The 23,706-nt window shown below is 33.3% G+C and carries 19 protein-coding genes; 11 read left to right on the forward strand and 8 right to left on the reverse strand.

Going from position 1 to position 23,706, the window contains the following annotated elements:
- Positions 1-212 precede the first annotated feature (212 nt).
- Positions 213-404, forward strand: coding sequence for a hypothetical protein (locus tag ACFO3N_RS12470; RefSeq protein ID WP_141248114.1), 192 nt, complete (start codon positions 213-215; stop codon positions 402-404).
- Between the two features lie 34 nt (positions 405-438).
- Positions 439-945: a hypothetical protein gene (locus tag ACFO3N_RS12475; RefSeq protein WP_379798170.1), complete on the forward strand. Its 507-nt coding sequence runs from the start codon at positions 439-441 to the stop codon at positions 943-945.
- Between the two features lie 82 nt (positions 946-1,027).
- Here ACFO3N_RS12475 and ACFO3N_RS12480 read toward each other — a convergent pair whose 3' ends face one another.
- On the reverse strand, positions 1,028-3,268 hold the full coding sequence (locus tag ACFO3N_RS12480) for a TonB-dependent receptor domain-containing protein (protein WP_379798172.1): 2,241 nt from the start codon (positions 3,266-3,268) through the stop codon (positions 1,028-1,030).
- A 115-nt stretch (positions 3,269-3,383) separates the two neighbouring features.
- Entirely contained in the window at positions 3,384-4,442 is a 1,059-nt protein-coding gene (locus ACFO3N_RS12485) for a helix-turn-helix domain-containing protein (protein WP_379798174.1), read from the reverse strand.
- A 93-nt stretch (positions 4,443-4,535) separates the two neighbouring features.
- Here ACFO3N_RS12485 and ACFO3N_RS12490 point away from each other — a divergent pair, with 93 nt between their 5' ends.
- The 4 genes from ACFO3N_RS12490 (at position 4,536) to ACFO3N_RS12505 (ending at position 10,201) form a co-directional block, all read left to right on the forward strand.
- On the forward strand, positions 4,536-4,763 hold the full coding sequence (locus ACFO3N_RS12490; RefSeq protein WP_177211900.1) for a hypothetical protein: 228 nt from the start codon (positions 4,536-4,538) through the stop codon (positions 4,761-4,763).
- 90 nt (positions 4,764-4,853) lie between these two features.
- Positions 4,854-8,288, forward strand: a complete 3,435-nt coding sequence (locus ACFO3N_RS12495; RefSeq protein WP_379798176.1) for a hypothetical protein — start codon at positions 4,854-4,856, stop codon at positions 8,286-8,288.
- A 63-nt stretch (positions 8,289-8,351) separates the two neighbouring features.
- Entirely contained in the window at positions 8,352-8,906 is a 555-nt protein-coding gene (locus ACFO3N_RS12500; protein ID WP_379798178.1) for a hypothetical protein, read from the forward strand.
- Positions 8,907-9,121: 215 nt separating this feature from the next.
- Positions 9,122-10,201 carry a glycosyltransferase gene (locus ACFO3N_RS12505; RefSeq protein ID WP_379798181.1) on the forward strand — a complete coding sequence of 360 codons (1,080 nt, stop codon included), beginning with the start codon at positions 9,122-9,124 and terminating at the stop codon, positions 10,199-10,201.
- A gap of 186 nt (positions 10,202-10,387) precedes the next feature.
- Here the strand turns inward: ACFO3N_RS12505 and ACFO3N_RS12510 are convergent, their stop codons facing one another.
- From ACFO3N_RS12510 to ACFO3N_RS12520, 3 genes are all read right to left on the reverse strand, one after another.
- A complete protein-coding gene (locus tag ACFO3N_RS12510; RefSeq protein WP_379798183.1) occupies positions 10,388-11,698 on the reverse strand; it encodes a porin in 1,311 nt (436 codons plus the stop codon).
- 163 nt (positions 11,699-11,861) lie between these two features.
- A complete protein-coding gene (locus ACFO3N_RS12515) occupies positions 11,862-12,947 on the reverse strand; it encodes a sensor histidine kinase (RefSeq protein WP_250835000.1) in 1,086 nt (361 codons plus the stop codon).
- Positions 12,948-13,191: 244 nt separating this feature from the next.
- On the reverse strand, positions 13,192-13,875 hold the full coding sequence (locus ACFO3N_RS12520; protein WP_008465097.1) for a response regulator transcription factor: 684 nt from the start codon (positions 13,873-13,875) through the stop codon (positions 13,192-13,194).
- Between the two features lie 243 nt (positions 13,876-14,118).
- Here ACFO3N_RS12520 and ACFO3N_RS12525 point away from each other — a divergent pair, with 243 nt between their 5' ends.
- From ACFO3N_RS12525 to ACFO3N_RS12540, 4 genes are all read left to right on the forward strand, one after another.
- Positions 14,119-16,866 (forward strand): TonB-dependent receptor, encoded by a 2,748-nt coding sequence (locus ACFO3N_RS12525; RefSeq protein WP_379798185.1) that lies wholly within the window; start codon positions 14,119-14,121, stop codon positions 16,864-16,866.
- Between the two features lie 138 nt (positions 16,867-17,004).
- Positions 17,005-18,192: a hypothetical protein gene (locus ACFO3N_RS12530; protein ID WP_379798187.1), complete on the forward strand. Its 1,188-nt coding sequence runs from the start codon at positions 17,005-17,007 to the stop codon at positions 18,190-18,192.
- 208 nt (positions 18,193-18,400) lie between these two features.
- Positions 18,401-18,739, forward strand: a complete 339-nt coding sequence (locus ACFO3N_RS12535) for a T9SS type A sorting domain-containing protein (protein WP_095928275.1) — start codon at positions 18,401-18,403, stop codon at positions 18,737-18,739.
- Positions 18,740-18,861: 122 nt separating this feature from the next.
- Complete coding sequence (locus ACFO3N_RS12540) at positions 18,862-19,842, forward strand: LuxE/PaaK family acyltransferase (RefSeq protein ID WP_379798189.1); 981 nt, start codon at positions 18,862-18,864, stop codon at positions 19,840-19,842.
- A 50-nt stretch (positions 19,843-19,892) separates the two neighbouring features.
- On the opposite strand, the gene ACFO3N_RS12545 is transcribed toward ACFO3N_RS12540, so the two are convergent.
- The 3 genes from ACFO3N_RS12545 to tyrS form a co-directional block, all read right to left on the reverse strand.
- Positions 19,893-20,237 carry a hypothetical protein gene (locus ACFO3N_RS12545; RefSeq protein WP_379798191.1) on the reverse strand — a complete coding sequence of 115 codons (345 nt, stop codon included), beginning with the start codon at positions 20,235-20,237 and terminating at the stop codon, positions 19,893-19,895.
- 164 nt (positions 20,238-20,401) lie between these two features.
- On the reverse strand, positions 20,402-20,740 hold the full coding sequence (locus tag ACFO3N_RS12550; RefSeq protein ID WP_379798193.1) for a hypothetical protein: 339 nt from the start codon (positions 20,738-20,740) through the stop codon (positions 20,402-20,404).
- 177 nt (positions 20,741-20,917) lie between these two features.
- Complete coding sequence (gene tyrS / locus ACFO3N_RS12555) at positions 20,918-22,213, reverse strand: tyrosine--tRNA ligase (RefSeq protein ID WP_379798195.1); 1,296 nt, start codon at positions 22,211-22,213, stop codon at positions 20,918-20,920.
- A 212-nt stretch (positions 22,214-22,425) separates the two neighbouring features.
- Between tyrS and ACFO3N_RS12560 the strand changes: the two genes are divergently transcribed.
- Positions 22,426-23,661, forward strand: a complete 1,236-nt coding sequence (locus ACFO3N_RS12560) for a porin family protein (RefSeq protein ID WP_379798197.1) — start codon at positions 22,426-22,428, stop codon at positions 23,659-23,661.
- The last annotated feature ends 45 nt before the right edge of the window (positions 23,662-23,706 follow it).

A 23,706-nucleotide genomic window follows, 5' to 3' on the forward strand; every position in this document is an offset into this window, starting at 1 on the left:
TAATGCAAATGAATAATGTTTAACAACTACTAATTCTACACACTCAAGTTTGAATTCATAGCTGTGCTTGACTTTTCTTTCCATAAAAATGCCCCCAAATAGCGTCTAACTTTTTGGGGGCAGTGCATTAGTGGAGCCTTTTTTATTTCGAAAGAATTTTCTTCATTTATCTGTTTTTTGATTATATTTACTTTCTTTCTAAAGAACTAAAAATGAGCAAAAAGAGCTTTTTATTCGTTTTCATTATCCTTGGTTTATTATACATCGGTATATCTTTAAGTCCATTGTTTACAAAAAACATCAAAGACATTTCTTATTCTGATTTTAAATTAGTAATTGGTCCTTTTCTTTCTACAGTTGCTATTCTCATTACCTATACACAACTGAAAAGAAGAAAAAATTAATATTTTACCTTTTCTCTATTCCCTATGAATGTATATGACAATAAAAGAAATCAAATATGAAAAAGATTGTGGGTTAATAACATCAACAAAGGAAATTTTTGTGACAGCCTTTAATTCATCTGTAGAAATTTGGGTGGATACTGAATTTGAAGAAAAGTTAGAGCCAACAGAAAAGCAAATTGCAGTATTTGAGGATTTTCTAAATATTCATCCTGATGAATTTCTTAGACTAACAGTTGAACTTGAGAATTACCGAAAGTTGTTGATCCAAAAAGGTAGAATAGTTCGTAGGACAAAGAACTTTCATAATTACAGAGAATTAAAATTTAAACAAATTCTCCTTCCAAAACAAAACGATACAAAAGAACAATATTTATTCATATTTGCAGACACAGATTGGAAAATCAAATATAGTGAGTATAACATCGAGCTGGAAATACTAATTGCGAATAATAAACTTGAATTGGTTCAAGAAATGACAGGATTATGGACAAGATTAGAATGGGATTCATATCACAATGCGAATAAAGACAAAGATTGACGCAATGTCAAAGGCTCATTCAGTTTTCTTTGTGTTGTTCATATTCTTGTTTTAATGATTTTATCCGAAAGCGCGAAATTACCTATCTCGCCCTATTATTCTCCGACTGCTCAACTTCCGATTTTTTATAAGTGGTCTTTTTTGAATCTCCAAAACTATACGTTGCAATTAATTTAAAATAATCAGTGCTATACGTTCGATGATAGTAAATTTGAGTCTGTCCTACATTATAATCACCAGAAACCATAAACTTATGAAAGATGTCATTGGCTGTAAAATTGAGTTTTAGTGCATCTTTAAAAAAGTTCCGTTCTATTCCTAAAGTGACTATCGAACGACCGTTTTCGCTTCCTAACCCATAGCTTCTATCACTTAAATACCAAGCCAAAAGCTGCAATTTGAAAAGTTTAGGGATTGTAAATGTATTATTAGTATATAAATAAATTTGAGGTTCTACTGGACTAAAAGCAAATTCATAATAATTGTCTACCGATTTCTGCCAGGTAATGCTTGCTGTGTTAACAGAATTCCACCATTTGACATTGAAAGCCCTGGATAGTGAAGTAAAAAAAGTATGTCCTTTTTCTAGATTTAGTGCTCTTAAAATGTAGCTGTTTGGCGTATCTCCGCGCAAAGCTGCAGCAGAAATGGGATCGATTTTATAAGTATAGCCAACTTTAAAATCGAACTTTTTGTACATCGTGCCTATTTCAAAAGCGTGTGTTTTTTCTGGAAGCAAATTCGGATTTCCTTCAATCGTAGTAAACGGATCCTGATAAATCACATACGGATTTAAAGCTTGATATCTCGGTCTTGTAATTCTGGAAACATAAGAGAAATGTCCTTTCCAATCATCTGAAAGATTAAAGTTTAAAAGTGCATTGGGGAAAAAATTGCCGTACGATTTATCAAATTTCTGAATTCCGTTGGCATTTGTAAATAAATCATAACTTGTTTTTTCTCCTCTTACGCCAAGCGAAAAATGAACCTTTTCGTTCAATGTTCCGATATAATTAAAGTACGCAGCCGCAATTTTTTCGTTGTATTCAAAATCACTTGAAAGTTCGTCATCCAGCTCAAAATTGACTTCATCATCAGAAATCAAGAAATCTGTTCCTGAATTTATTGTAGCATGGCTAAGCTTCGCTCCTATTTCGAGTTTTGTTTTTTCATTTATTTTCTTCGAATAATCGGCTTGAACTGCGATTATATTAATCCGGCTTCCCACATTATTCTTTAAAAATCTTTCCGAATCTGTTTCTTCGACCAGACCATTTTCGTCTATAAAATCTCTTATAGTTTGATTGTAATTTGAAAACTGAGAGCCAATAAACAATGTCGAACCTTTTGCAGTTGTCCAGTTATAATTCAAATTAATAAACTGATTTAACAAAACATCATTTCGATCAACATCTGTGGCATAAAAACTTTTTCCAAAATTATTGGTTATCGAATTTCTGCTTTCTGTAATTCCACCCAGATCATTTACATTTCCGCTGTAAGCCAATGAAATAAAATTATTTGAAGAAAAACTATACTGAAGTCCGAATCCGAAATTAGAATAATTATTAAATCTCCTTTTCCAGTCGGTTGTCAATTCAGATTTCATAAAATCATCAGGATCGGGGCGTGTTCTCGTGGTGTACAGCAACTCGCGGTTTCTTCCTAACTGTAAACCGTAATTGGTTACAAACGAAAATTTACCTTTGGAATAATTAAAGTCAACAAGCGTATTATAAATTGTTCCGCCAAATTTAGAAACGGTTACATGCTGATTGACAGTTCCCATTACACCACTTTCTATATTTTTTTTGGTTATAATGTTGATGACCGCTTTGCCTTCGGCATCATATCTTGCAGAAGGATTGGAAATGACTTCAATCTTTTGAATTTGCGAAACGGGAATTGCGGCAAAGCGTTCATAATTAATCAAAACTCCGTTGAGATAAATTATAGCTTCTCCTTTTCCGACAACGCTTATTTCTCCGTCGGCAACCACAACATTGGGCACTCTTCCTAACAATTCGTTTACCGAACTGCTTGTTGCCAGAACGGTTCCGTTTACATTGACATCAATATTGCCGTTGGCTCCGTATTTTAATAATGAAGGTTGGCTTTTTATAACCATTTCATTTAGCTCATTGTGCTCTTTCTCTTTAATAATTACAGTATCTTGAGCAGACTTTAATGTTTTTTTTCCAAGGATTACATCATCGCTATAATAACTTTTGTCTTTAACATTTTTGAAGCGTTGCGCTTTAATTTCTATTGATGAAAAAAACAGAAAAAAAATAGAAATGATAACCAATTTTAGAAATCTCATAAACTTTAACAATTAGCAGTTTGACTTTTATTTGAAACAAAAGTCATCTGAAAATCAATAAATGAGATTGCAAAAAGCGAAATCAGGAGTACGAATTTATAAATCGATACTCAAATTAGGATTGTAAAGCCTGAAGCTGATAGTTAAGCGGAGTTGTTCCCGTATGTTTTTTGAATGCCGCGAAAAAGGTTGATTTGGAATTAAATCCAACATCATAACCCACAGACTCTAATGTCAATTTATCTGAAGAAGTGATAATTTTGCACGCTTCGTTAATTCGAAATTCGTTGACATAACTGGTAAAATTCTTTCCTAGATTATTATTTAGAAACTGCGATAATTGATGGCTTGATATATTTATTTCTTGAGACAGATCTTGAAGTGTCAGGTTTGGATTTTTGTATAAACTTTTTTCAAACATGGCGTTCTCCAATTTTTCTGACCACATTCTTACATCTGCTGATTCTATTTTTTTATTCGAAATCTTTCCGTTCAATAAAAACAAATCGTCTGTTTTTTTTCGGTACAAAAGAATCGAAATTCCCAAGTATAAAATAAACGAAAAAACGACTGCTCCACTTATATAAGTAGCTCCTGGCGCTCCCATAATGGCTAGAAAATAAAATAGAAACAAGAGAAAATTACCTAAAAAAAGCATTCCGAACCACATTTCGGCTGGAGTTGTTTTTTCTTTTCGGCTGAGGATTTTTTTCAAAACGATGCGAAGTTCAAAACCAGCAAAAGCAATATAAACAAACCATTGAAAATAGATGATTCTTATTAAATAACCTCCCCAAAGTTTTGGATACGCTTCGTACGGATATAAAATGCCAACCACAACGATTAATATTCCCCAAAATGCCAGAATAAATTTCCATGATTTAGGCATTATGTGCACTTCTTCAACTGCAGATTTGATGAAATAATACAAAAATGGCCCGATAAAAAAACAAGCCGTAAGTCCAAACTGAAGATACATTTTTGGAAGTTCGGGATGAAAATAAACAAACACAGATTTTCCGATACGGATACTCAGAGCAAACAAAAGCGCCCCCAGAAAATAATTTGTCAGGTATTTTTTCTTAGTAAAAAAGAAGAAGTACACGCCGAGAATAATTCCGTTGAAAACTCCTAAAGCACTAAAAAAGAATAAAAGTTCTTTGCTAGTATCCATAATTTAAATTTGTCATATCGCTAACAAAGCTAAAAAGATTATTTCTAAATGAAAATCAATTAACTTTATAATAGCCAACTAATACAAAAAATTATGAAAAACATTAACGATCCAAGCGAAGAAACTAAAAACCAATGGGAAAATGATCCCGATAATTGGATTTGGGGAATGTTTTATTACAACCCAAAAGACAAAAGATCTTATTTTCCAAAAAGAATAAGTGAATTTGGATGGCACGCCAATTATGCAAATCCCATTTTTATTATAATCATCGCGTTCTTTGTTTTGATAATTTTGGCTTTTATTAAAAATGGAAGATAAGATATACTATTGACCAATAAATCTAAAATAACCTACACTGCAATTCACAATTATAAATACTACTTTTGACTTTTTAGAGTTAAAGTATTTATGTTGAAAAAATTACTGTTTTTGACGGTTTTCTTCTGGTTTTCTGCGCTTCAGGCGCAGGAAACTGAATCACTGTACAAAACCAAAAAAGTAATGGTTTCAAAAGATACTATTCGGCTGGAAAAAGTCTCTATAAATTCTGGATTTTTTCAAATTCTAAATACTAAAAACCAGCCGATTGATTCGACATCTTATAAAGTCGATTTTCAAAAAGGATATTTGCTTTTAAATGAAAATTTCCAATCAGTTTCAGATACTTTAATTGTCAATTATCTTAATTATCCCGATCTCTTAACCAAAGAATACAGTCTTTACAAATCGGAACAAATTGTAAGCGGCGATGTCGGAACAGAAAAACTTTACCGAATAGACAACAATTCAAACGCCAAAAAAGTAACTCCTTTTGACGGTCTGGAAACTTCTGGAAGCATTACTCGAGGCATTACTGTTGGTAATAATCAAAGTACGGTTTTAAATTCCAATTTAGATTTACAGATTACAGGAAAACTTTCAGACAAAGTGAGTTTGAGAGCTTCACTTCAAGACAATAATATTCCGTTGCAAGATGGCGGTTATTCGCAAAAACTCGATCAGTTTGACAATATTTTCATCGACCTTTTTAGTGAGGACTGGAACATTCGCGCCGGCGATGTTTTTTTAGAAAACAGAAAAACTCAATTTTTGGGCTTTAATAAAAAGGTTCAGGGACTTTCTGCCAACTTTGATTTTGATACCGAAAAAAGTAAGACCAATGTTTTTGCTTCGGTTGCTTTTGTAAAAGGCCAATATGCCAGAAGTACTTTTACAGGTCAGGAAGGAAACCAAGGTCCGTATAAACTAAAAGGTCAAAATGGCGAATTGTATGTTCTCGTTATTTCGGGTTCAGAACGCGTTTATGTAAACGGGGTTCTATTAAAAAGAGGCGAAAACAACGATTATGTGATTGATTACAATGCGGGAGAAATTGTCTTTACTTCGCTTTTTACCATTACTTCAGAAATGCGTATTAATGTGGAATACCAATATTCGGAACGAAATTATAACCGTCTTGTAACATACGCAGGCGCAACTCACGAAAATAAAAACTGGAGTTTTGGCGGTTATTTATATTCTGAAAATGATATGAAAAATCAGCCTTTACAGCAAAATCTTTCTCCAGAGCAAGTTCAGATTTTAAGTCAGGCGGGTGATGACATCAATTTAATGAAAGCGCCTTCTGCTTACGAAGATACTTATGCCGATAATAAAATTTTGTATCGAAAAATACTCATCAATTCGGTTGAAGTTTATGAATATTCAAATAATTCTGCTGATGTTTTATACAATGTAAGATTTAGCCAGGTGGGTGCAAATGCCGGAAATTATATCATTCAAAACAATAATTCCGTTGAACGAATTTATCAATATGTCGAACCTGTTAACGGAATTCTACAAGGAAATTATGAACCAATTGTACAGCTTGTCGCGCCAATGAAACTTCAAGTCGCAACGTTTTTAGGTAAATACAATCCTGATGAGAAAACGCTGGTTGATTTTGAATTGGCGGTAAGTAACAATGACCAGAATTTATTTTCTACAATTGATGATGCTAATAATGAAGGAGTAGCTTTTAAAACCAATCTTAAAAAACGTCTTTTTTCTAGAGACTGGAGTTTAGACGCTTTCGCAAATTATCAATATGTGCAGCAGAATTTTAAATCGGTTGAACGTTTATACAATATTGAGTTTAATCGCGATTGGAATTTAACTGGAACACTTTATGGCAATCAGAGCCTTTTGGTTACGGGATTAAATTTTGATTTATTTTCTAAAAATAAGACTTCAAATATTGGTTTGCTAACATATCAGTTTGAAAAATTAGATTTTAGCGAAAGCTACACAGGCGTTCGACATACCACAAATGCTTTGTTCAAACTGAAAAATTGGACGATCGAAAACAACGGAAGTTTCCTGAATTCTGATGCTACAGCTTCGACTTCAAAATTCATTAGAAACCAGACTAGAACCAAATATCATTTTGGAAAAAACTGGGTTGGTGGTACTATGCAATTAGAAAACAATCAGGAAAAAGACAAAGTGACCAATCAGTTTTCGGCTTTAAGCCAAAGATTTACAGAATATGGCGTATTTACAGGACGTGGCGACAGCACCAAAGTTTTCGTTGAAGTTGGTTTTCTGCAAAGACGCAACGATAGTTTGCAAAACGGATTATTGCAGCATGTAAACAATTCGCAGACGTATTATTTAAAGTCGAAATTAATTCAGACCAAAAAGACCGATTTAGCAGTTTATGCAAGTTATCGAAACTTAGATTTTACAGACAAATCGAGACAGAACGAACCTTCTTTAAATTCGAGAATTCTGTACAATGATCGTTTTTTTAATCAGTTCATGCAGATTGGAACAGCTTACGAAACAAGTTCTGGAACTATTGCGCAACAAGAATTTACATACGTAGAAGTTCCAACAGGTCAAGGAGTTTACACTTGGAACGATTATAACGGAAACGGAATTCAGGAATTGGAAGAATTTGAAGTTGCAGTTTACCAAGATCAGGCGAGATATGTTAGAGTCTTTTTACCGAATCAGGTTTACATAAAAACCAACCAAAATAAGTTTTCGCAGTCTTTAACTTTGAATCCGCTGCAATGGCAGAATGAAAAAGGCTTCAAAAAACTACTGTCTTATTTTTACAATCAGACCTCTTTTATAATGGATCGAAAGGTAAAAAGCGAGGGTGAAAAATTAGAACTCAATCCGTTTGATTCCTCAGAAGAAAATATTTTAGGCTTGAATTCGAGTTTTAGAAACAGTTTGTTTTACAACCGAGGCAAACAAAAACATTCTGTAACCTATTCTTATTTGGTCAATAAAGGCAAAAGTCTGCTTTCTATTGGTTCGCAAAACGTACAGAATTATTCACATCAAATTCAATACACCCATTTGTACCAAAAAAGCTGGCTGTTTAATCTTTTTACCAAAACCATTAAAACCGATTTGGTTTCTAAAGATTTTACAGAGAAAAATTATGATATTCAAGGCTGGCAGCTGGCGCCAAAAATCAGTTATTTATTTTCTAAAAACACCAAATTGGATTTCTTTTATGAACTTCAAAACAAAAAAAACCAAATTGGAAATCTGGAAACTTTAAATCAAAACAGACTTGGAACTTCTTTTTCTTATGCAGGCGAAAAGAAAGTTACGGTTAATGGAGAATTTTCTTTTTATGAAAATAAATTTAGCGGAAATGAATTTTCATCAGTAGGTTTTCAGATGCTAGAAGGACTTCAAGCGGGATCGAATTTGGTTTGGAAACTGCTTCTGCAAAAGAACATTACGTCTTTTTTGGATGTTAATTTAAATTATCAAGGAAGAAAAAGTGAAACCGGAAATACGATTCATACAGGAAACGTACAGCTACGTGCATATTTTTAATGTAACACGAAAAAGATGACAATAAATTGTTTAATTTTAATTGAAATTTAAACTTTTAGCCTTATGAAAAAATTAGTATTGTTCTGTTTAATGGTTGCTTTCTCTTCTAATTTTTATGCTCAGGAAACAACTACAAAAACCACGAAAAGTAAAACAGAAACTTCGGCAAAAAAAGCCAAAGCAAGTGCGGACAAAGCTTCGGCTGACGCAAAAAAAGAAGCCACAAAATCTAAAAAAGCCGCTGATGATGCAAAAGCCGCTTCAACAAAAGCCAAGAAAGAATCTGCTGACGCTGCAAAAAAAACCGCTGATAAAGAAGCTGCAAAAGCTAAAGCCGATGCAAAAAAAGCTACTGTAGAATCTGATAAAGCAAAAACTACTGCTGACAATGCCAAAGCCGACGCAAAGAAATCGACCGCAAAAGCGGACGCTGCAAAAAAAGATGCGACTGCTGCTAAAAAATCGGCCACAAAAACTTTAAAAGAAACTAACGAAAAAGCACCGTCTGTTCCAGACAAAGTAACCGGCGAATACAATGGTAAAAAAGTATATACCGGACCAAGAGGCGGTAAATATTATATTAACAAAAATGGAAATAAAACCTATATTCAAGATTAAGTTTCTAAGATGCTAAGACGCTGAGATTCTAAGATTAAGCCGAAGTTATAGTTCGGCTTTCTTTTTTTAAATAGAAAATCTTTGAGCTTAGAGACTTAGCATCTTAGTAGCTTAGCAACTCCAAAACTTAGAACCTTAAATTAATAATTTAGTAATACCCTCGAAATAACACAGAAAACATATTTGTCTATCTTCGTTTTTAAAACGTGTTAAAAATGAGCATAGATTATTCTGCGAATAAAACTATTTTAGTAGCTCCATTAAATTGGGGACTTGGGCATGCCACTCGCTGCATTCCAATTATCAAAGCGCTTCAAGAGAATAATTATATTCCGATTATCGCCTCAGATGGTGTTGCGCTTGCTCTGTTACGAAAAGAATTTCCTTATATACAAACCTTAGAATTGCCTTCTTATCATATTGAATATGCAAAGAATGGTAAAAACTTTAAATGGAAACTGATTAAGAATCTTCCGAAAATGATTACTGCCATTTTGGATGAGAAAAAAATGATTAATCATTGGATCAAAAAACACGGAATTGATGGCATAATCTCAGATAACAGATTGGGGGTTTTCAGTAAAAAAGTGCCTTCGGTTTTTATGACGCATCAATTGAATGTAATGACGGGAAATACGACTTGGTTTACGAGTAAATGTCATCAGCATATTATTAAAAAATACAATGAATGCTGGGTTCCTGATACAGACGGGAAAGTTAACTTAACGGGAGATTTAGGTCATTTAAAAAATAATGAACTCAATCTAAAATATATTGGTCCGTTGAGCCGCATGAAGAAAAAGGATACTCCAAAAATATATGATTTGATGATTATCTTGTCTGGCCCTGAACCTCAGCGTACTTTTTTGGATGAAAAATTACAGAAAGAAGCAGCAAACTATCCCGGAAAAGTGGTGTTTGTACAAGGAATTGTAGAAAAATCGCAAGAAAAATGGCAAGCCGGAAATGTTACCTATTATAATTTTATGAACTCGAAACAGCTGGAGCAGACTTTTAACGAAAGTGAGTTTGTATTGTGCCGATCTGGTTATACGACTGTAATGGATTTGGCAAAGCTGGGTAAAAAAGCCTTTTTTATTCCAACACCTGGCCAATATGAACAGGAATATCTAGCTATAAAACTTCAGGAAGAGAACCTTGTGCCTTATGCCATGCAGGATGACTTTAGCATTGAAGATTTATCAAAAGTAAAGTCTTTTCAAGGATTATCTCAATTTGAAAATAATATCGACTGGGATTCTTTATTTAAAGTTTTTGAAGACAAAATTGCATAATTGTACGCTGATGAAACGGATTTGCTTTCGCAAAGACGCGGATTAAGCGGATTTTATCGTTATTTCTTCACTACAATAAAAAAACCTCCAGCTAAAGCTGGAGGTAATTGAATTTTTTCTCAAATAAAAAATAAGTTTTTATCCGCGTCTTCGCGAAAGCGAATCTGTTTTATCTGCGTGCTGATTTTAGAAATTAAACTGTACCTGCATTCTAAGTACATTTCCTTGCTGTCGGTTTACTGGCAAGACGCTGTCTTCAAAAGTTCGGTCTGCTACTACGTATTCTGCAGTTAGTTCTAAGGCTTTAATTGGCTGCCATTCTACACCAAATTCAAAATCTCTTACTACATAACTTCTAGCATCCTTTTCGTATTTTTTTCCTCCGTCGTAATATTGAAATTTGGCGAAAGGATAAATATGCTGTTTTTTAATATCCCATTTATAGTTTAACAAAACATAACCTCCGTTTAAATCGGTTTGGTCTATTGTATTGGTACGCGCGTTATATCGAGGTCCAGTTCCGATGTTGTATTCAGTTTGGATTCCGAATGGTCTTGGATATAAAACGAAAGTCGCTCCAACTCTCTGATCTTTTACATATTGAGGATCGTTAACTGTAACCCCGGGCGAAACTTCTCCTGTAAAAGCCCATTTGCCAGTGTAAGCCTGAATTCCAGGTTCTATAATCTGGCTTCCAATAACAAAAGGATAAGTAACTCTAGCCACCACATTTAAGTCTCTGTTTCCATCTAATTTATTTGCGATTTGACCATTGTAAACTCCTAAAGCAAAAACACCAAAATCTCCAGAACCTTTGTAACCATCTCTAACCAACATTTCAAAACGCTTTCTGATTTCGGCTGGAGCCCAATAAAAGAATATTCCTAAATCACGTTCGTTTAAAATTGAAGAGTTGATTCCATCGGCACGGTCTAAAGTTAAACGCTGTGAACTTGACTGCATATTCTCAAATCCGTATGGAATTTTACTTTGTCCTACACGCACACGATATTCTCTTTTTTTATCAAAAGAAAGATCAAAATACAAGTCACGAATCTGTACGAAATTATTAATTCCACTAGAAGGCGAACTTGCAAAATCGGGCTGAAAATAGAAAAACACATTTGGATGAACTTGTCCAGAAAACACTAAACGGGCACGGCGAATAAAAAGTCCGTTGTTTGCTTTTGCATCTGGAGCTGTAGAAGTTGTTCCCCAAGATTTATCACATTGTTCGCAAGACACTTTATCGTTTGTAGAAAGCAAGCCATTGTATCTAATTTGTGCGTAACCTCTCAAGGAGATTCTATCGTACCAATGTTCTTCAACTCCTCCTCCAGATTTTGTCTCTGGAAGTTTAGCTTTGTTTATAGAATCTAAAATACGCATTACTTCGTTTTTTACATCCTGTTTATTTAATTCTTGCTTATTAGTTTCCTGTGCATTGGCAGCACAAGCTAACAGTAATAAAACGGCTAAAAGTTTTCTTTTTATCATTAGTTCTGTAATTCCCTTAATTTCAGGATGCAAAGATGGAGCACCTATGTTAAGAAATCATTAACCAGATGTTACTATAATAAAAATTTAATGTTATGACCTAAATCACTATGTTTATTTATTGTTAAACACCTTTATTTTAGGGCTTTCAGCAAAACCGACGTTACGATTTTTTAACGTCGATTTTTGATGCTTTATTTGCTTTTTCGAGCGTAAAAGAGAATTCAGAACCAATTCCGAACTCACTTTCTACATAAACTTTCTCTTTATGCGCTTCAATAATATGCTTTACAATTGCCAATCCTAAACCAGAACCACCTTCGGATCTTGTTCCGCTTTTATCTACTCGATAAAAACGCTCAAAAAGTCTTGGAATATTTTGTTTTTCGACACCTTCTCCGTTATCACTAATTCTGATTAAGACTTTTTTCTTGGTTAAATTAACTACGCCAACTTCTGTAAGACCGCCTTCTTTTCCGTACTTAATAGAATTTACAATCAGATTTTCCAGCACTTGCTGTATTCTGTCCTGATCTCCTCTAATTATTACCGATTGTATATTTTTACTTTCAAAAGCCAATTTAATTTTCTTTTTATCAGCTTTCATTTCAAGCAATTCAAAGACATTCTGAATTAATTCGACAACATCAAAATCGGTCATATTCAAATCTAAATCGCCCGATTCTAATTTGGTAATCATATCCAAATCTTCTACTATATAGATAAGACGCTCTACTCCTTTTTCGGCGCGTTTTAAATATTTCTTTCTGATATTTTTATCGTCCATTGCTCCATCAAGCAAAGTTGAAACATAACCTTGAACCGTAAATAAAGGGGTTTTTAGTTCGTGCGAAACGTTTCCTAAAAACTCTCTTCTATATTGTTCACGAATTTCGAGCATTTCGATTTCGAGTTTTTTATCGGTGGCAAACTTTTTCACTTCACGCGAAAGCGTTTCCATATCGGTATTAATCGGCTGATTGATTAATGTTGTCGATTCTAAAAGCGAAACCTCATCGTAAATTTTCTTTACTCTTCGGTAAATAAATCGTTCTACACGATATTGTAAAACCAGAAAAGAGAAAATATAGATTACGATAATGAAAATTATTCCAAACGCAACTTGATGTTTTAATTGATTTTTATAAAATAATGACATTAACATCAATACAAATGCTGTTGTAAAGAGACTGATATACAATGCCGATTTTATGGCGAATTTGTATGTTTTTTTAAAATTAATTTTCATTGAAAAAATTGAACCATTAAGAAATTAAGAAAATTAAGTTTTGCTTTTAAGTTATTTTCTTTTGAATAAATCAAAAAACAAAAAAGGAATAACTCAAAAACCATATAAGAAAATGAAGATTGTACAGCTTCAATTCTTATATGGTTTAAATGTATTGAATATTTTTAAAAGAATTTGAAAGGGTTTAAATCTTTGCCAAAATTCTAAAATCACTTAGCAACTTAGAACCTTAGCATCTTAAAATCTAAACCTCAAATTTATAACCAACACCTTTTATGGTTTTAAAAAGGTCTTCGCCTATTTTTTCGCGCAGTTTTCTGATGTGAACATCGATTGTTCTTCCTCCAACTACAACTTCGTTACCCCAAACTTTATCCAGGATTTCGTCTCTTTTAAAAACTTTCCCTGGTTTTGAAGCCAATAGATAAAATAATTCGAATTCTTTTCTTGGCAAAGCAATTTCTACATTGCCTTTTATGATTTTGTATTCTTCACGATTAATCTCGATTCCGCCTACATTTAAAGTATCTGTAACAACTTCTTGTTCTTTTAACCTTCTTAACAGCGCCTTTACTTTTGAGACCAATAATTTTGGTTTAATCGGTTTTGTAATATAGTCATCAGCACCTGCATCAAAACCAGCTACTTGAGAATAATCTTCGCTTCTTGCTGTAAGGAATGTTATGATAACATTATTTAATTCAGGAATTTTTCTAATATGCTCGCAAGCCTCCATTCCGTCCATTTCTGCCATCATCACGTCCATAATGATTAATTCTGGCAGCTCTTTCTGTGCTTTTGCTATAGCATCTTTTCCATTAGAAGCTGTAACAATCTGATAGCCTTCCTGAGCAAGGTTATAGCCAACGATTTCTAAGATATCTGGTTCGTCGTCAACTAATAAAATCTTAGTTTGTGTTTTTTTCATAAATAGCAAAAATTGAGATTTTTATATCGAAACTTCTTCATTAAACATTCGATATTTCTTATTTCACAGGGTAAATATACTAACAAAAGAACCTTTAAAAAATGGTGTTAACCGTAATTTAATCTCGTAACAATTTGATAATCTTAACAACACAAAAACATAACAAGTCGGTAACATGGACTTCACAGAGCGGTTCTTTCTTTGCACAAAAATAATAAGACACAAACACAACACTGAAAAAAAATGAAATTCAATTTAAGATTTCTCTTTATTGCATTATTTATCTGTACGATTTCGATCGCGCAAAACAAAGGTACGATTTCTGGAGTTCTGACTGACAAAGATATGAACAACGCATCGTTGCCATTTGCTAATGTTTTAGTTAAAGGTACAAATATTAGCGTAAATACCGACGTAGATGGAAAATATTCCTTAAGCGTAAATCCTGGAAACTATACTTTAATCTTTAGTTTTTTAGGATATGAATCTGTAGAAGCTCCTGTAGCTGTAAAAGCAAATGAAACTGTAACGATTAATCAAGGGCTTTCAGCAGGAAGTTATACTCTTAAAGATGTAGTGGTTCAAGCAACTGCGGTAAGCAAACAAAAAGAAACTGCATTACTTCTAGAACAAAAAAATGCTGTAGATATTAAACAGACTATTGGTGCACAAGAACTTTCTAGAAAAGGTGTGGGCGACGTAGCTGCAGCTGTTGCAAAAACATCTGGAGTTTCTAAACAAGAAGGAAGTAACAGCGTTTACGTAAGAGGACTAGGTGACCGTTACAACTCGACTTCGATGAACGGATTGCCAATTCCATCCAATGATCCGCAAAGAAAAAACATTGCTCTAGATCTTTTCTCTACTGATATTGTTGAGTACATTTCAATTGACAAATCTTATGGCGCAAAAATGTATGGTGATTTTGCCGGAGGAAATGTAGATATTGTATCTAAAGATTACCGAGGAAAAGGAATGTTCGAAATCTCATTAGGATCAAAAGTTAACACTAATGCAGTATCAAATTCTAGCAATTTCTTATTACAACAAGGACCAAACAAATCTGGTTTTGTTTCTTACGGAGTTCCAAACAATCCTTTAACTAGTTTTAGTTTTGAAAACAGTTTAAATCCTAAAAAAGAATCTCCTTTTGGCGGAAACTTCAATCTAAAAGCAGGTAAAACTTTCAACATTGGTGAAGAAGGAAAATTAAGCCTTTTTGCTACTGCAGGTTTTGCAAATGGTTACGAGTATAGAGAAGGGCTTAGCCAAAGTGTAAATGCTCAAGGCGCTTCATTAAAATCTTTCCAACAAGAAAAATTCACTTATAACACCAACACTACTGGAATGTTCAATGCTAACTACCGTTTGAACAAAAACCATAAAATTGGATACAACTTTTTGTTTGTTAATACATCTGAGCAAACTAGAGATACTTATTACGGAAGTGATCGTGATTTTGATAATGAAAATGCTGATCTACTTGTTCAGAGAGGTACATTTACCCAAAACACAGTTTTTATTAATCAGCTTTTAGGAAATGATAAATTAACTGATAAAATTGATTTGGACTGGGGGCTTTCATACAATACTGTAAAAGGTGATATGCCAGACAGAACTCAAAACAAAATGTTCCATAACCCAACGACAGATGTTTATACACTTGCCCAAAGAACTACTACAGACAACCAAAGATATTTCCAAAATCTTACAGAAAATGAAGCAGCAGCTAATCTAGCTTTCTCATACAAGTTACAAGATCAAGATGGAGAGTCTAAAGGAAAAATCACTGCAGGTTATAACGGAAGATTTAAAAACCGTGATTTTGAAGCTATTCAATTCAATTTCAACATCAGCCAAACTGGTCAAAATACAAGTGTAAATCCAAATAATTTAGATGCCTTTTTTAACCAAGCAAATTATGAAAGTGGTTTATTCTCAACTGCTTCTTTTGCAGGAATGACTCCTCAAACTTATGATGGTAAACAAGATATCCATGCTGGATTTGGTAATATTGAATACAAATTTGCTAATAAATTAAGCTTAGTTGCAGGTATTAGATACGAAAGAATATCACAGACAGTTAACTGGAGAACACAGCTTGATGCAGGTGGAGGAACAAATACTTTTGAAAGAAATGAATTTTTACCAAGTGCTGTTTTAAAATATGAATTAAACGAAAAACAAAATCTTCGTTTAGCAGCTAGTAAAACTTACACATTGCCACAGTTTAAGGAACGTGCTTTATTTATCTATGAAGATGTAATGGAGTCTGTAATTGGTAACCCAAGTTTGTATCCTTCACAAAACTACAATTTGGATTTAAAATGGGAAATGTTCCCGAAAAGCGATGAGTTATTCTCTGTAACTGCTTTTGGAAAATACATTATGGATCCAATTAACCAAATCATAATTGCTTCTTCTACAAATGATATCTCTTTTGTAAATATTGGAGACACTGGTTATGCTTATGGAATTGAATTGGAGGCAAGAAAAAATATTTTCGAAATCGAGGGAGAATACACAAACAAACTTTCATTTGGATTTAATGCTTCTTTAATGAAAACACATCAAGATATTGATGCTGATAAAGTAAGAGAAGAAACAGATGGTAGATTAAATATCAACACTACAGATAATAGTTCAGGATTTACAGGAGCATCTGATTTGATTTTGAATGCAGATCTATCTTATACTAAAAACTTCAGAAACGACTCTGGAATTATGGCAACTCTTGCTTACAACCATTATTCTGATAAGCTTTACGCAATTGGAAACGAAGGAAAAGGAAATTTAGTTGACAAAGCAATGGGATCTTTAGATCTTATTTTAAAAACAAAATTGACTAAAAGCTTTGGAATTGATTTTGGAGCAAGAAACTTATTGAATCCAGAATTTAAAAGAGTTCAAGAAAATGCAGGTGGAGACGTATTGGTTTTCAACTACAAAAAAGGTCTGACATTCGGATTGGGAATGAACTACCAATTCTAAGAAACATACTGGAAATATTGAGTTATCAATTCCTTAACGTTAGAATAAAAAACACATAACAAATAGATGACAACGGCTTAACGTTGATTAAAGCTTAAGTTCTAATCTTTGCATAAACACAAACTAATTAAAAAAGTAATGAAAAAAACAATTTCAACAATTTTCGGTTTAGCTGCATTATCGCTTGCAACACTTACAACTTCTTGCTCAAGTGATGACAACAAAAACGAGGGACCAAAATCTGATTTCGTAGTAGTTAGAGATAACTTACAAGGAGAAATCAACAGCGGAGAGGTAGTATTAGAATCTGGAACTTATAAACTAACAGGGAAATTAGTAGTTAAAAACACTGCTAAACTTACAATCAAACCTGGAGTTATCATTGAAGCAACTGCAGTAGCAGCTGACCAATTACAAGCAGTAAGATATATTGCTGTGGCACAAGGAGGACAAATCGACGTTCAAGGAACTGCTGCTAGTCCAGTTATTATGACTTCAGAAACTAAAAAACCAGCTGCTTGGGGTGGTTTAGTAATCTGTGGAAAAGCACCTATCAACAAAGGAACTACTGCTAGTGCTGAAGTTTCTGAGTTAACTTACGGTGGAACTGTAGCTAACGACAACTCTGGATCAATTAAATATTTAAGAATTGAGTACCCAGGTTTCTCTTACAGCAGTGACAAAGAATTCAACGGACTTTCTTTATTTGGAGTTGGAAACGGAACTGTTATTGATTATGTACAAGTTTACGAAAGCTCTGACGACGGATTCGAGTGGTTTGGTGGAACTGTAAATGCATCTCACTTAGTAGTTTCTAATAAAGACAATACAGCTGTAGGTGATGATTTATTTGACTGGACTGAAGGATGGAGTGGAACAGGAGATAACTTCTACGGAATCAGAACTAACGCTGGTAACAGAGGTATCGAAGCTGATAACAATTCTAACAACCACTTAGCTACACCAATTTCTTTCCCAACTATCAAAAACCTTACTTTAATTGGTTTCGGATCTACTGATACAAGTGCAGAGTCTCAAGCTTTCAAATTAAGAGTTGGTACAAAAGGGAAATTTGATAACGTTGTATTAAAAGGTTGGAAAACTGGATTTGACGTAGAACATGACGAAACTATCTCATATGTTGGAGCTGACTTATTAGCTACTAACGTTAAATTTGAAGACGTTCCTACTAAATCAAAAGGTACAACTACAGGAAAACTTACTGCTGATGTATCTAAAGTTTACACAGAATCTACAACTGCAACTGGAGCAGGAAACGGATCAGGAGTTCCAACTTGGGCTGCTGGATGGACAAAAGGTCTATAATAAGAAAACAAAAAATAGTAAAAAACACTCTAATTTTATTAGGGTGTTTTTTTTTACTTTTTAGTAATGTAAATCGCCTCTAAAGTAATGCAATCTCTTAATCGCTTCGAAAACATAATGTTAAAAACATCCTAATTCTTTAGGATGTTTTTTTTTGGCGTACTTTTTGTAATTTTTTTTGTATATTTACATTAATCAAATACACGCGATGGCAAAAAACTACTTTTATATTACTTTCTTATTGGCATTTTTCTTCACTGTAAGCGTTTCGGCTCAGGACAGCAAGCAATTACCAAAAACTCAAGAATCTACTTCTATCGAGGGGCTTAGCTTGTATCCTAATCCAGTGACAAACGGAAAAGTCTATATCTCATCTAAAAACGATTTAGAGAAAGAAATTATTGTGTTTGACATCTTAGGCAAAAAAGTATTGCAGGCGCATTTAGTATCAAGAGAGCTAAGTGTTGCAGAATTACCGCCAGGTGTTTATATCATCAAAATAAGCGAACAAAATGCATCGGCAACCCGAAAACTCATTATAAGATAAAAGCTCCTTTGGAGCTTTTTTTAGTTTTCAGTGGCAGTTTTCAGTTTACATACTTTGCTGAAAACTGTGACTAAATACTGCAACTGAACACTAAAAAACAATATCTTTGCAAAAAAAAAGTTTTGATCACAGCCAACGATATCTTTACCATTTCGAGTCAAAAGCAATTTGAAAAAATAGCATTAAAAGTGTTTCGTTTTCAGCACGAGAACAACAAAGTTTATCGTGATTTTTGTGATTTTTTAAATGTTAATCCGCAACAAGTAAAATCACTGCAGCAAATTCCTTTTTTACCCATTCAGTTTTTCAAAAGTCATGATGTTGTTTCTAATACAGATCCGATACAAGTAACTTTTACCAGCAGTGGAACAACTGGAATGATTACAAGCAGACATTTAGTGACCGATATTTCCCTATATGAGGAAAGTTACCGCAAAGGATTTTCGCAATTTTACGGCAATATCGAAGATTACGTTGTTTTAGCCCTTTTGCCATCTTATTTAGAACGCGAAGGCTCTTCTTTAATTTATATGGTAGAAGATTTAATAAAACTCTCTAATCAGCCTGAAAGCGGGTTTTATTTGCACAATCACGACGACTTAATCAAAAAGCTTCTTGAATTGGACGAAGCGGGTCAAAATGTAATTCTAATTGGGGTAACTTACGCTTTATTAGATTTGATCGAAAAACACCAATTCAATCTTCAAAATACCATTATTATGGAAACTGGAGGAATGAAAGGAAAACGTAAAGAAATGATTCGTGAAGAATTACATGAAATACTTTGTAAAGGTTTCGGCGTTTCTTCTATTCATTCAGAATATGGAATGACCGAGCTTTTAGCGCAAGCATATTCTTTAGGCGAAGGCGTTTTCGAATGCCCTTCTTGGATGCATATTTTGGTTCGAGATCCCGAAGATGCTCTCACTTACGTGAAAGACGGAAAAACTGGTGGAATCAATGTAATTGATTTAGCCAACATCAATTCCTGTTCTTTTATTGCCACGCAGGATTTAGGCAAAAAAAATCCCAACAACTCTTTTGAAGTATTGGGACGTTTTGATAATTCTGATATTCGCGGCTGTAATTTAATGGTGCTTTAAACCTGAAGCAATCCTAATTATAACTTTATTTCATAGAACAAACCTAAGGATTAATTTTCTTCCAACACACCAATGTTTTCTATCCCTTCTTTAACTGATAAATCTCTTTGTTTTTGAAGTTTTCTTTTCAAAAATTCATAAACGCCATAACAACCTAGGGCCCCCAAAGCAAAACATAAAAGATTTAATCCTATATTTTCAAATTCAATTTGGTCTATTGCATCAAATCCATTTAAAAATCCAAATAATCCAATATAAAGAAAACAAAAAAGTAAGGCAAAGAAAAAATAGGAAAGCAATCCTAATAAAAAGTACATCCATTTATTTTTGTCATATTCAATAGCCAGATTGGCAAATGGTTTCCATATCCAGTAAATCAATAAAATACTAAGCATTTTTATAAGTTTAAAGCTACAAATATAATAAATAAATAATTTAATCTTTTTTTAAATATAGATAAAAATCCCAACAACTCTTTTGAGTCATTAGCACAATTTATAATTCAGATATTGACAGTTATGACTTAATGCCATTTGACTTATTAATAAGCAAATAGAAATCAATTTTCCTCTTGCACGCCAATACTCTCTATTCCTTCTTTTTTTAATTGTTCTTTTTCACCTTTACTTTCTAATAGTTTGTAAACTCCATAGCAAGCCAAAGCTCCAAAAAGCACAAAAAGTATATTCCATCCTGAATTACTAAAACTGTCATCGTTTACATTTTCAACACCCCTAATAAGAACAGCTAAAAGTCCAACAACAAATCCAGAAACGAGAGTGCCTCCATAATAAGACGCTATTCCAATTCCAAAATAACCCCATTTGTTCTTATCATATTCAAGAGCCAAATTGGTATATCCTTTCCAAATCCAATAAATAAGTAAAATTCCAATCATAGTAGTTTTGTTAGTTTTTAGGGAATAAACTTAATAAAAAAAGATTTACATTTTCATTGTCAGCCAATTAAAATAAAAAATCCCAATATTCTTTTCGAACATTGGGATTTATATATTTAGTTTGTAAGATTTTTACAGATCGATTAAACCATTAACCGATTAAAGAGTTAAATGTTTTTAAACAACGCGAATTACAAAATAATTTTTCTTTCCGCTTTGCAACAATACAAACTGGTCGTTAATTAAATCATTTGCTGTTAAAACAAAATCTTCTTTTATTTTTTCTCTGTTTACAGAAATTGAGTTTGCTGTCAAAGCACGTCTCGCTTCTCCGTTTGATTTAAAAAAACCTGTTTTTTCGTTTAAAACCGTGATAATTTCCAATCCGTTTTCTAAATCAGCTTTTGCGATTTCAGCTTGCGGAACTCCATCAAAAACTTCTAAGAAAGTCGCTTCATCCAATTTCTTCAAATCTTCTGCAGTTGAATTTCCAAACAAAATATTTGAAGCTTGAATTGCTTTTTCCAACTCTTCTCTATTGTGAACAAAAACGGTGATTTCTTCTGCCAATTTCTTTTGTAAAACTCTCAAATGAGGAGCCGCTTTGTGCTCTTCGATTAAGGCATCGATAGTTTCTTTATCTAAGAAAGTAAAAATTTTAATGTATTTTTCTGCATCAACATCTGTTGTGTTTACCCAAAATTGGTAAAATTTATAAACAGAAGTTTTATCCGCATCTAGCCAAACGTTTCCTCCTTCAGATTTTCCAAATTTAGATCCGTCAGCTTTTGTAATTAGAGGCGTTGTTAAAGCATACGCTTTTGCATTCTCTCCTCCCATTCTGCGCACCAATTCTGTTCCTGTGGTAATATTACCCCATTGGTCAGAACCTCCCATTTGCAAAATGCAATTGTTGTTTTTATATAAATGATAAAAATCGTAACCTTGAATTAATTGGTATGTAAACTCTGTAAAAGACATTCCCTCACCTTCTCCGCTAAATCTCTTTTTTACAGAATCTTTAGCCATCATATAATTTACAGTGATTCTTTTTCCAACTTCACGTGCAAAATCGATAAAAGAGAATTCTTTCATCCAATCGTAGTTATTCACCATCACTGGCGCATTTACTTCGGTTGAATTAAAATCTAAGAAACGAGACAAAACACTTTTAATTCCGGCTACGTTTTTAGCTAGAGCTTCTTCATCAAGCAAGTTTCTTTCATCAGATTTTCCAGAAGGGTCACCAATCATTCCTGTTGCTCCACCTACTAAAGCAATCGGTCTGTGTCCGAAATTCTTTAGGTGAACCAATAAAATAATCTGAACCATACTTCCGATGTGCAGTGAATCTGCCGTTGGATCAAAACCGATATAGGCAGTGGTTGCTTCTTTTAGCAATTGTTCTTCCGTTCCAGGCATACTATCATGGTATAACCCGCGCCATTTTAATTCTTCAACTAGATTCTTCATTTTTTTAAATAATTTGCGCAAATGTAATCAATGTCAATGGCAATATCAAAAAAGTCTGCCACGAAGACACTAAGACACAAAGTTTTTTATTTTTATAAAATTTAAGCAAAGGATATGTTTAAATACATTTATTAAATAAATCAATTTACGGAAACACGTAAAAAAATATTTTGTTTTTTCCTTAGTTTCGCCTCCCAAAAAAACTACCCATAATGAAAAAAACTTTTTTACTTATTCTTTTTCTTTATTGCACTTTCATCAATGCACAGGTTACTTTTGAAAAAGGATACTTCATTTCCAACAATGGAAATCGAACAGAATGTTTAATCCGAAACTTAGACTGGAAAGACAACCCAACCGATTTTAGATACAAAATAGATCCAAACGACAAGGACTATGTAACCGAAACTATTGCAAACGTTTCTGAATTTGGCATTGGAAACAGTATTACTTTCAAAAGAGCAAAAGTAAAGATAGATCGTTCAACTGATGACTTATCTAAAATATCGCAAACAGGAAAACCAGTTTGGGAAGAAAGCACTCTTTTTCTTCGTGTTTTAGTTACGGGCGAAGCTTCATTATATTCTTATAGAGAAGCCAATCTTTTCAGATACTTTTATGAAACAAAAGAAGTGCCTCTTGAACAGCTTGTGTATCTTAGATATATTGAAACACAAAATGAAAACGCTAGCAAAAATATTAAGGAAAACACTTATTACAAGCAACAGCTAAACTTAAATGTTAGATCTGCTAATATTACAGATAATAACATCAAAGGTTTATCATATAATAAATCAGATCTTACAAAATACTTTGTAAAATATAATAATGTTCCCGAGAAAAAAGAGAAAAAGGAACAATCGACTGAAAGCAAAAGCCAGTACTTTATAAAGGTGACAGCTGCGGCCAGTCCGACTTCACTTTCGATAACTAGCTCTTCTCTTCCATACAGAAATGCGAAAATAGACAGTAAAACTCTTTTTAAAGTAGGAATTGAAGCTGAATTTGTACTTCCATTTAACAACAACAAATGGAGCATTTTTACAAACCCTATGTATCAAAAATATGAAAACAACAAATCTTATAGTCTACCTGGTCTTTTCCCAACATCACCTGTTGAAAATCATACAGTAGACATTTCATATACCGCGGTCCAAGTACCAATAGGAGTACGTCACTATCTTTTCCTTAACAAAAGCTCAAAATTGTTCATAAACGCAGCTTTTGCGTTTGATGTAGCCAATACAGCAACTATAACATATGATGAAGATATACGTAATGATAGCAAAACTGGAACCAATTTATCTTTTGGTTTTGGATACAATTTTAAAAACAAAATTAGTGCTGAGGCAAGGTTTAACACTAAAAAAGAACTAATGGCAGATTACCGCAATTTTTCTGCAAAATACAATACTCTTGATTTAGTAATTGCTTATACCATTTTTTAAAATCTTTTCAAGTCTTATTTATATATTTATCAAAGCAGTTAACAG

This window comes from Flavobacterium chungangensis, assembly GCF_042654045.1.
In the GTDB taxonomy this organism is placed as follows: domain Bacteria; phylum Bacteroidota; class Bacteroidia; order Flavobacteriales; family Flavobacteriaceae; genus Flavobacterium; species Flavobacterium chungangensis.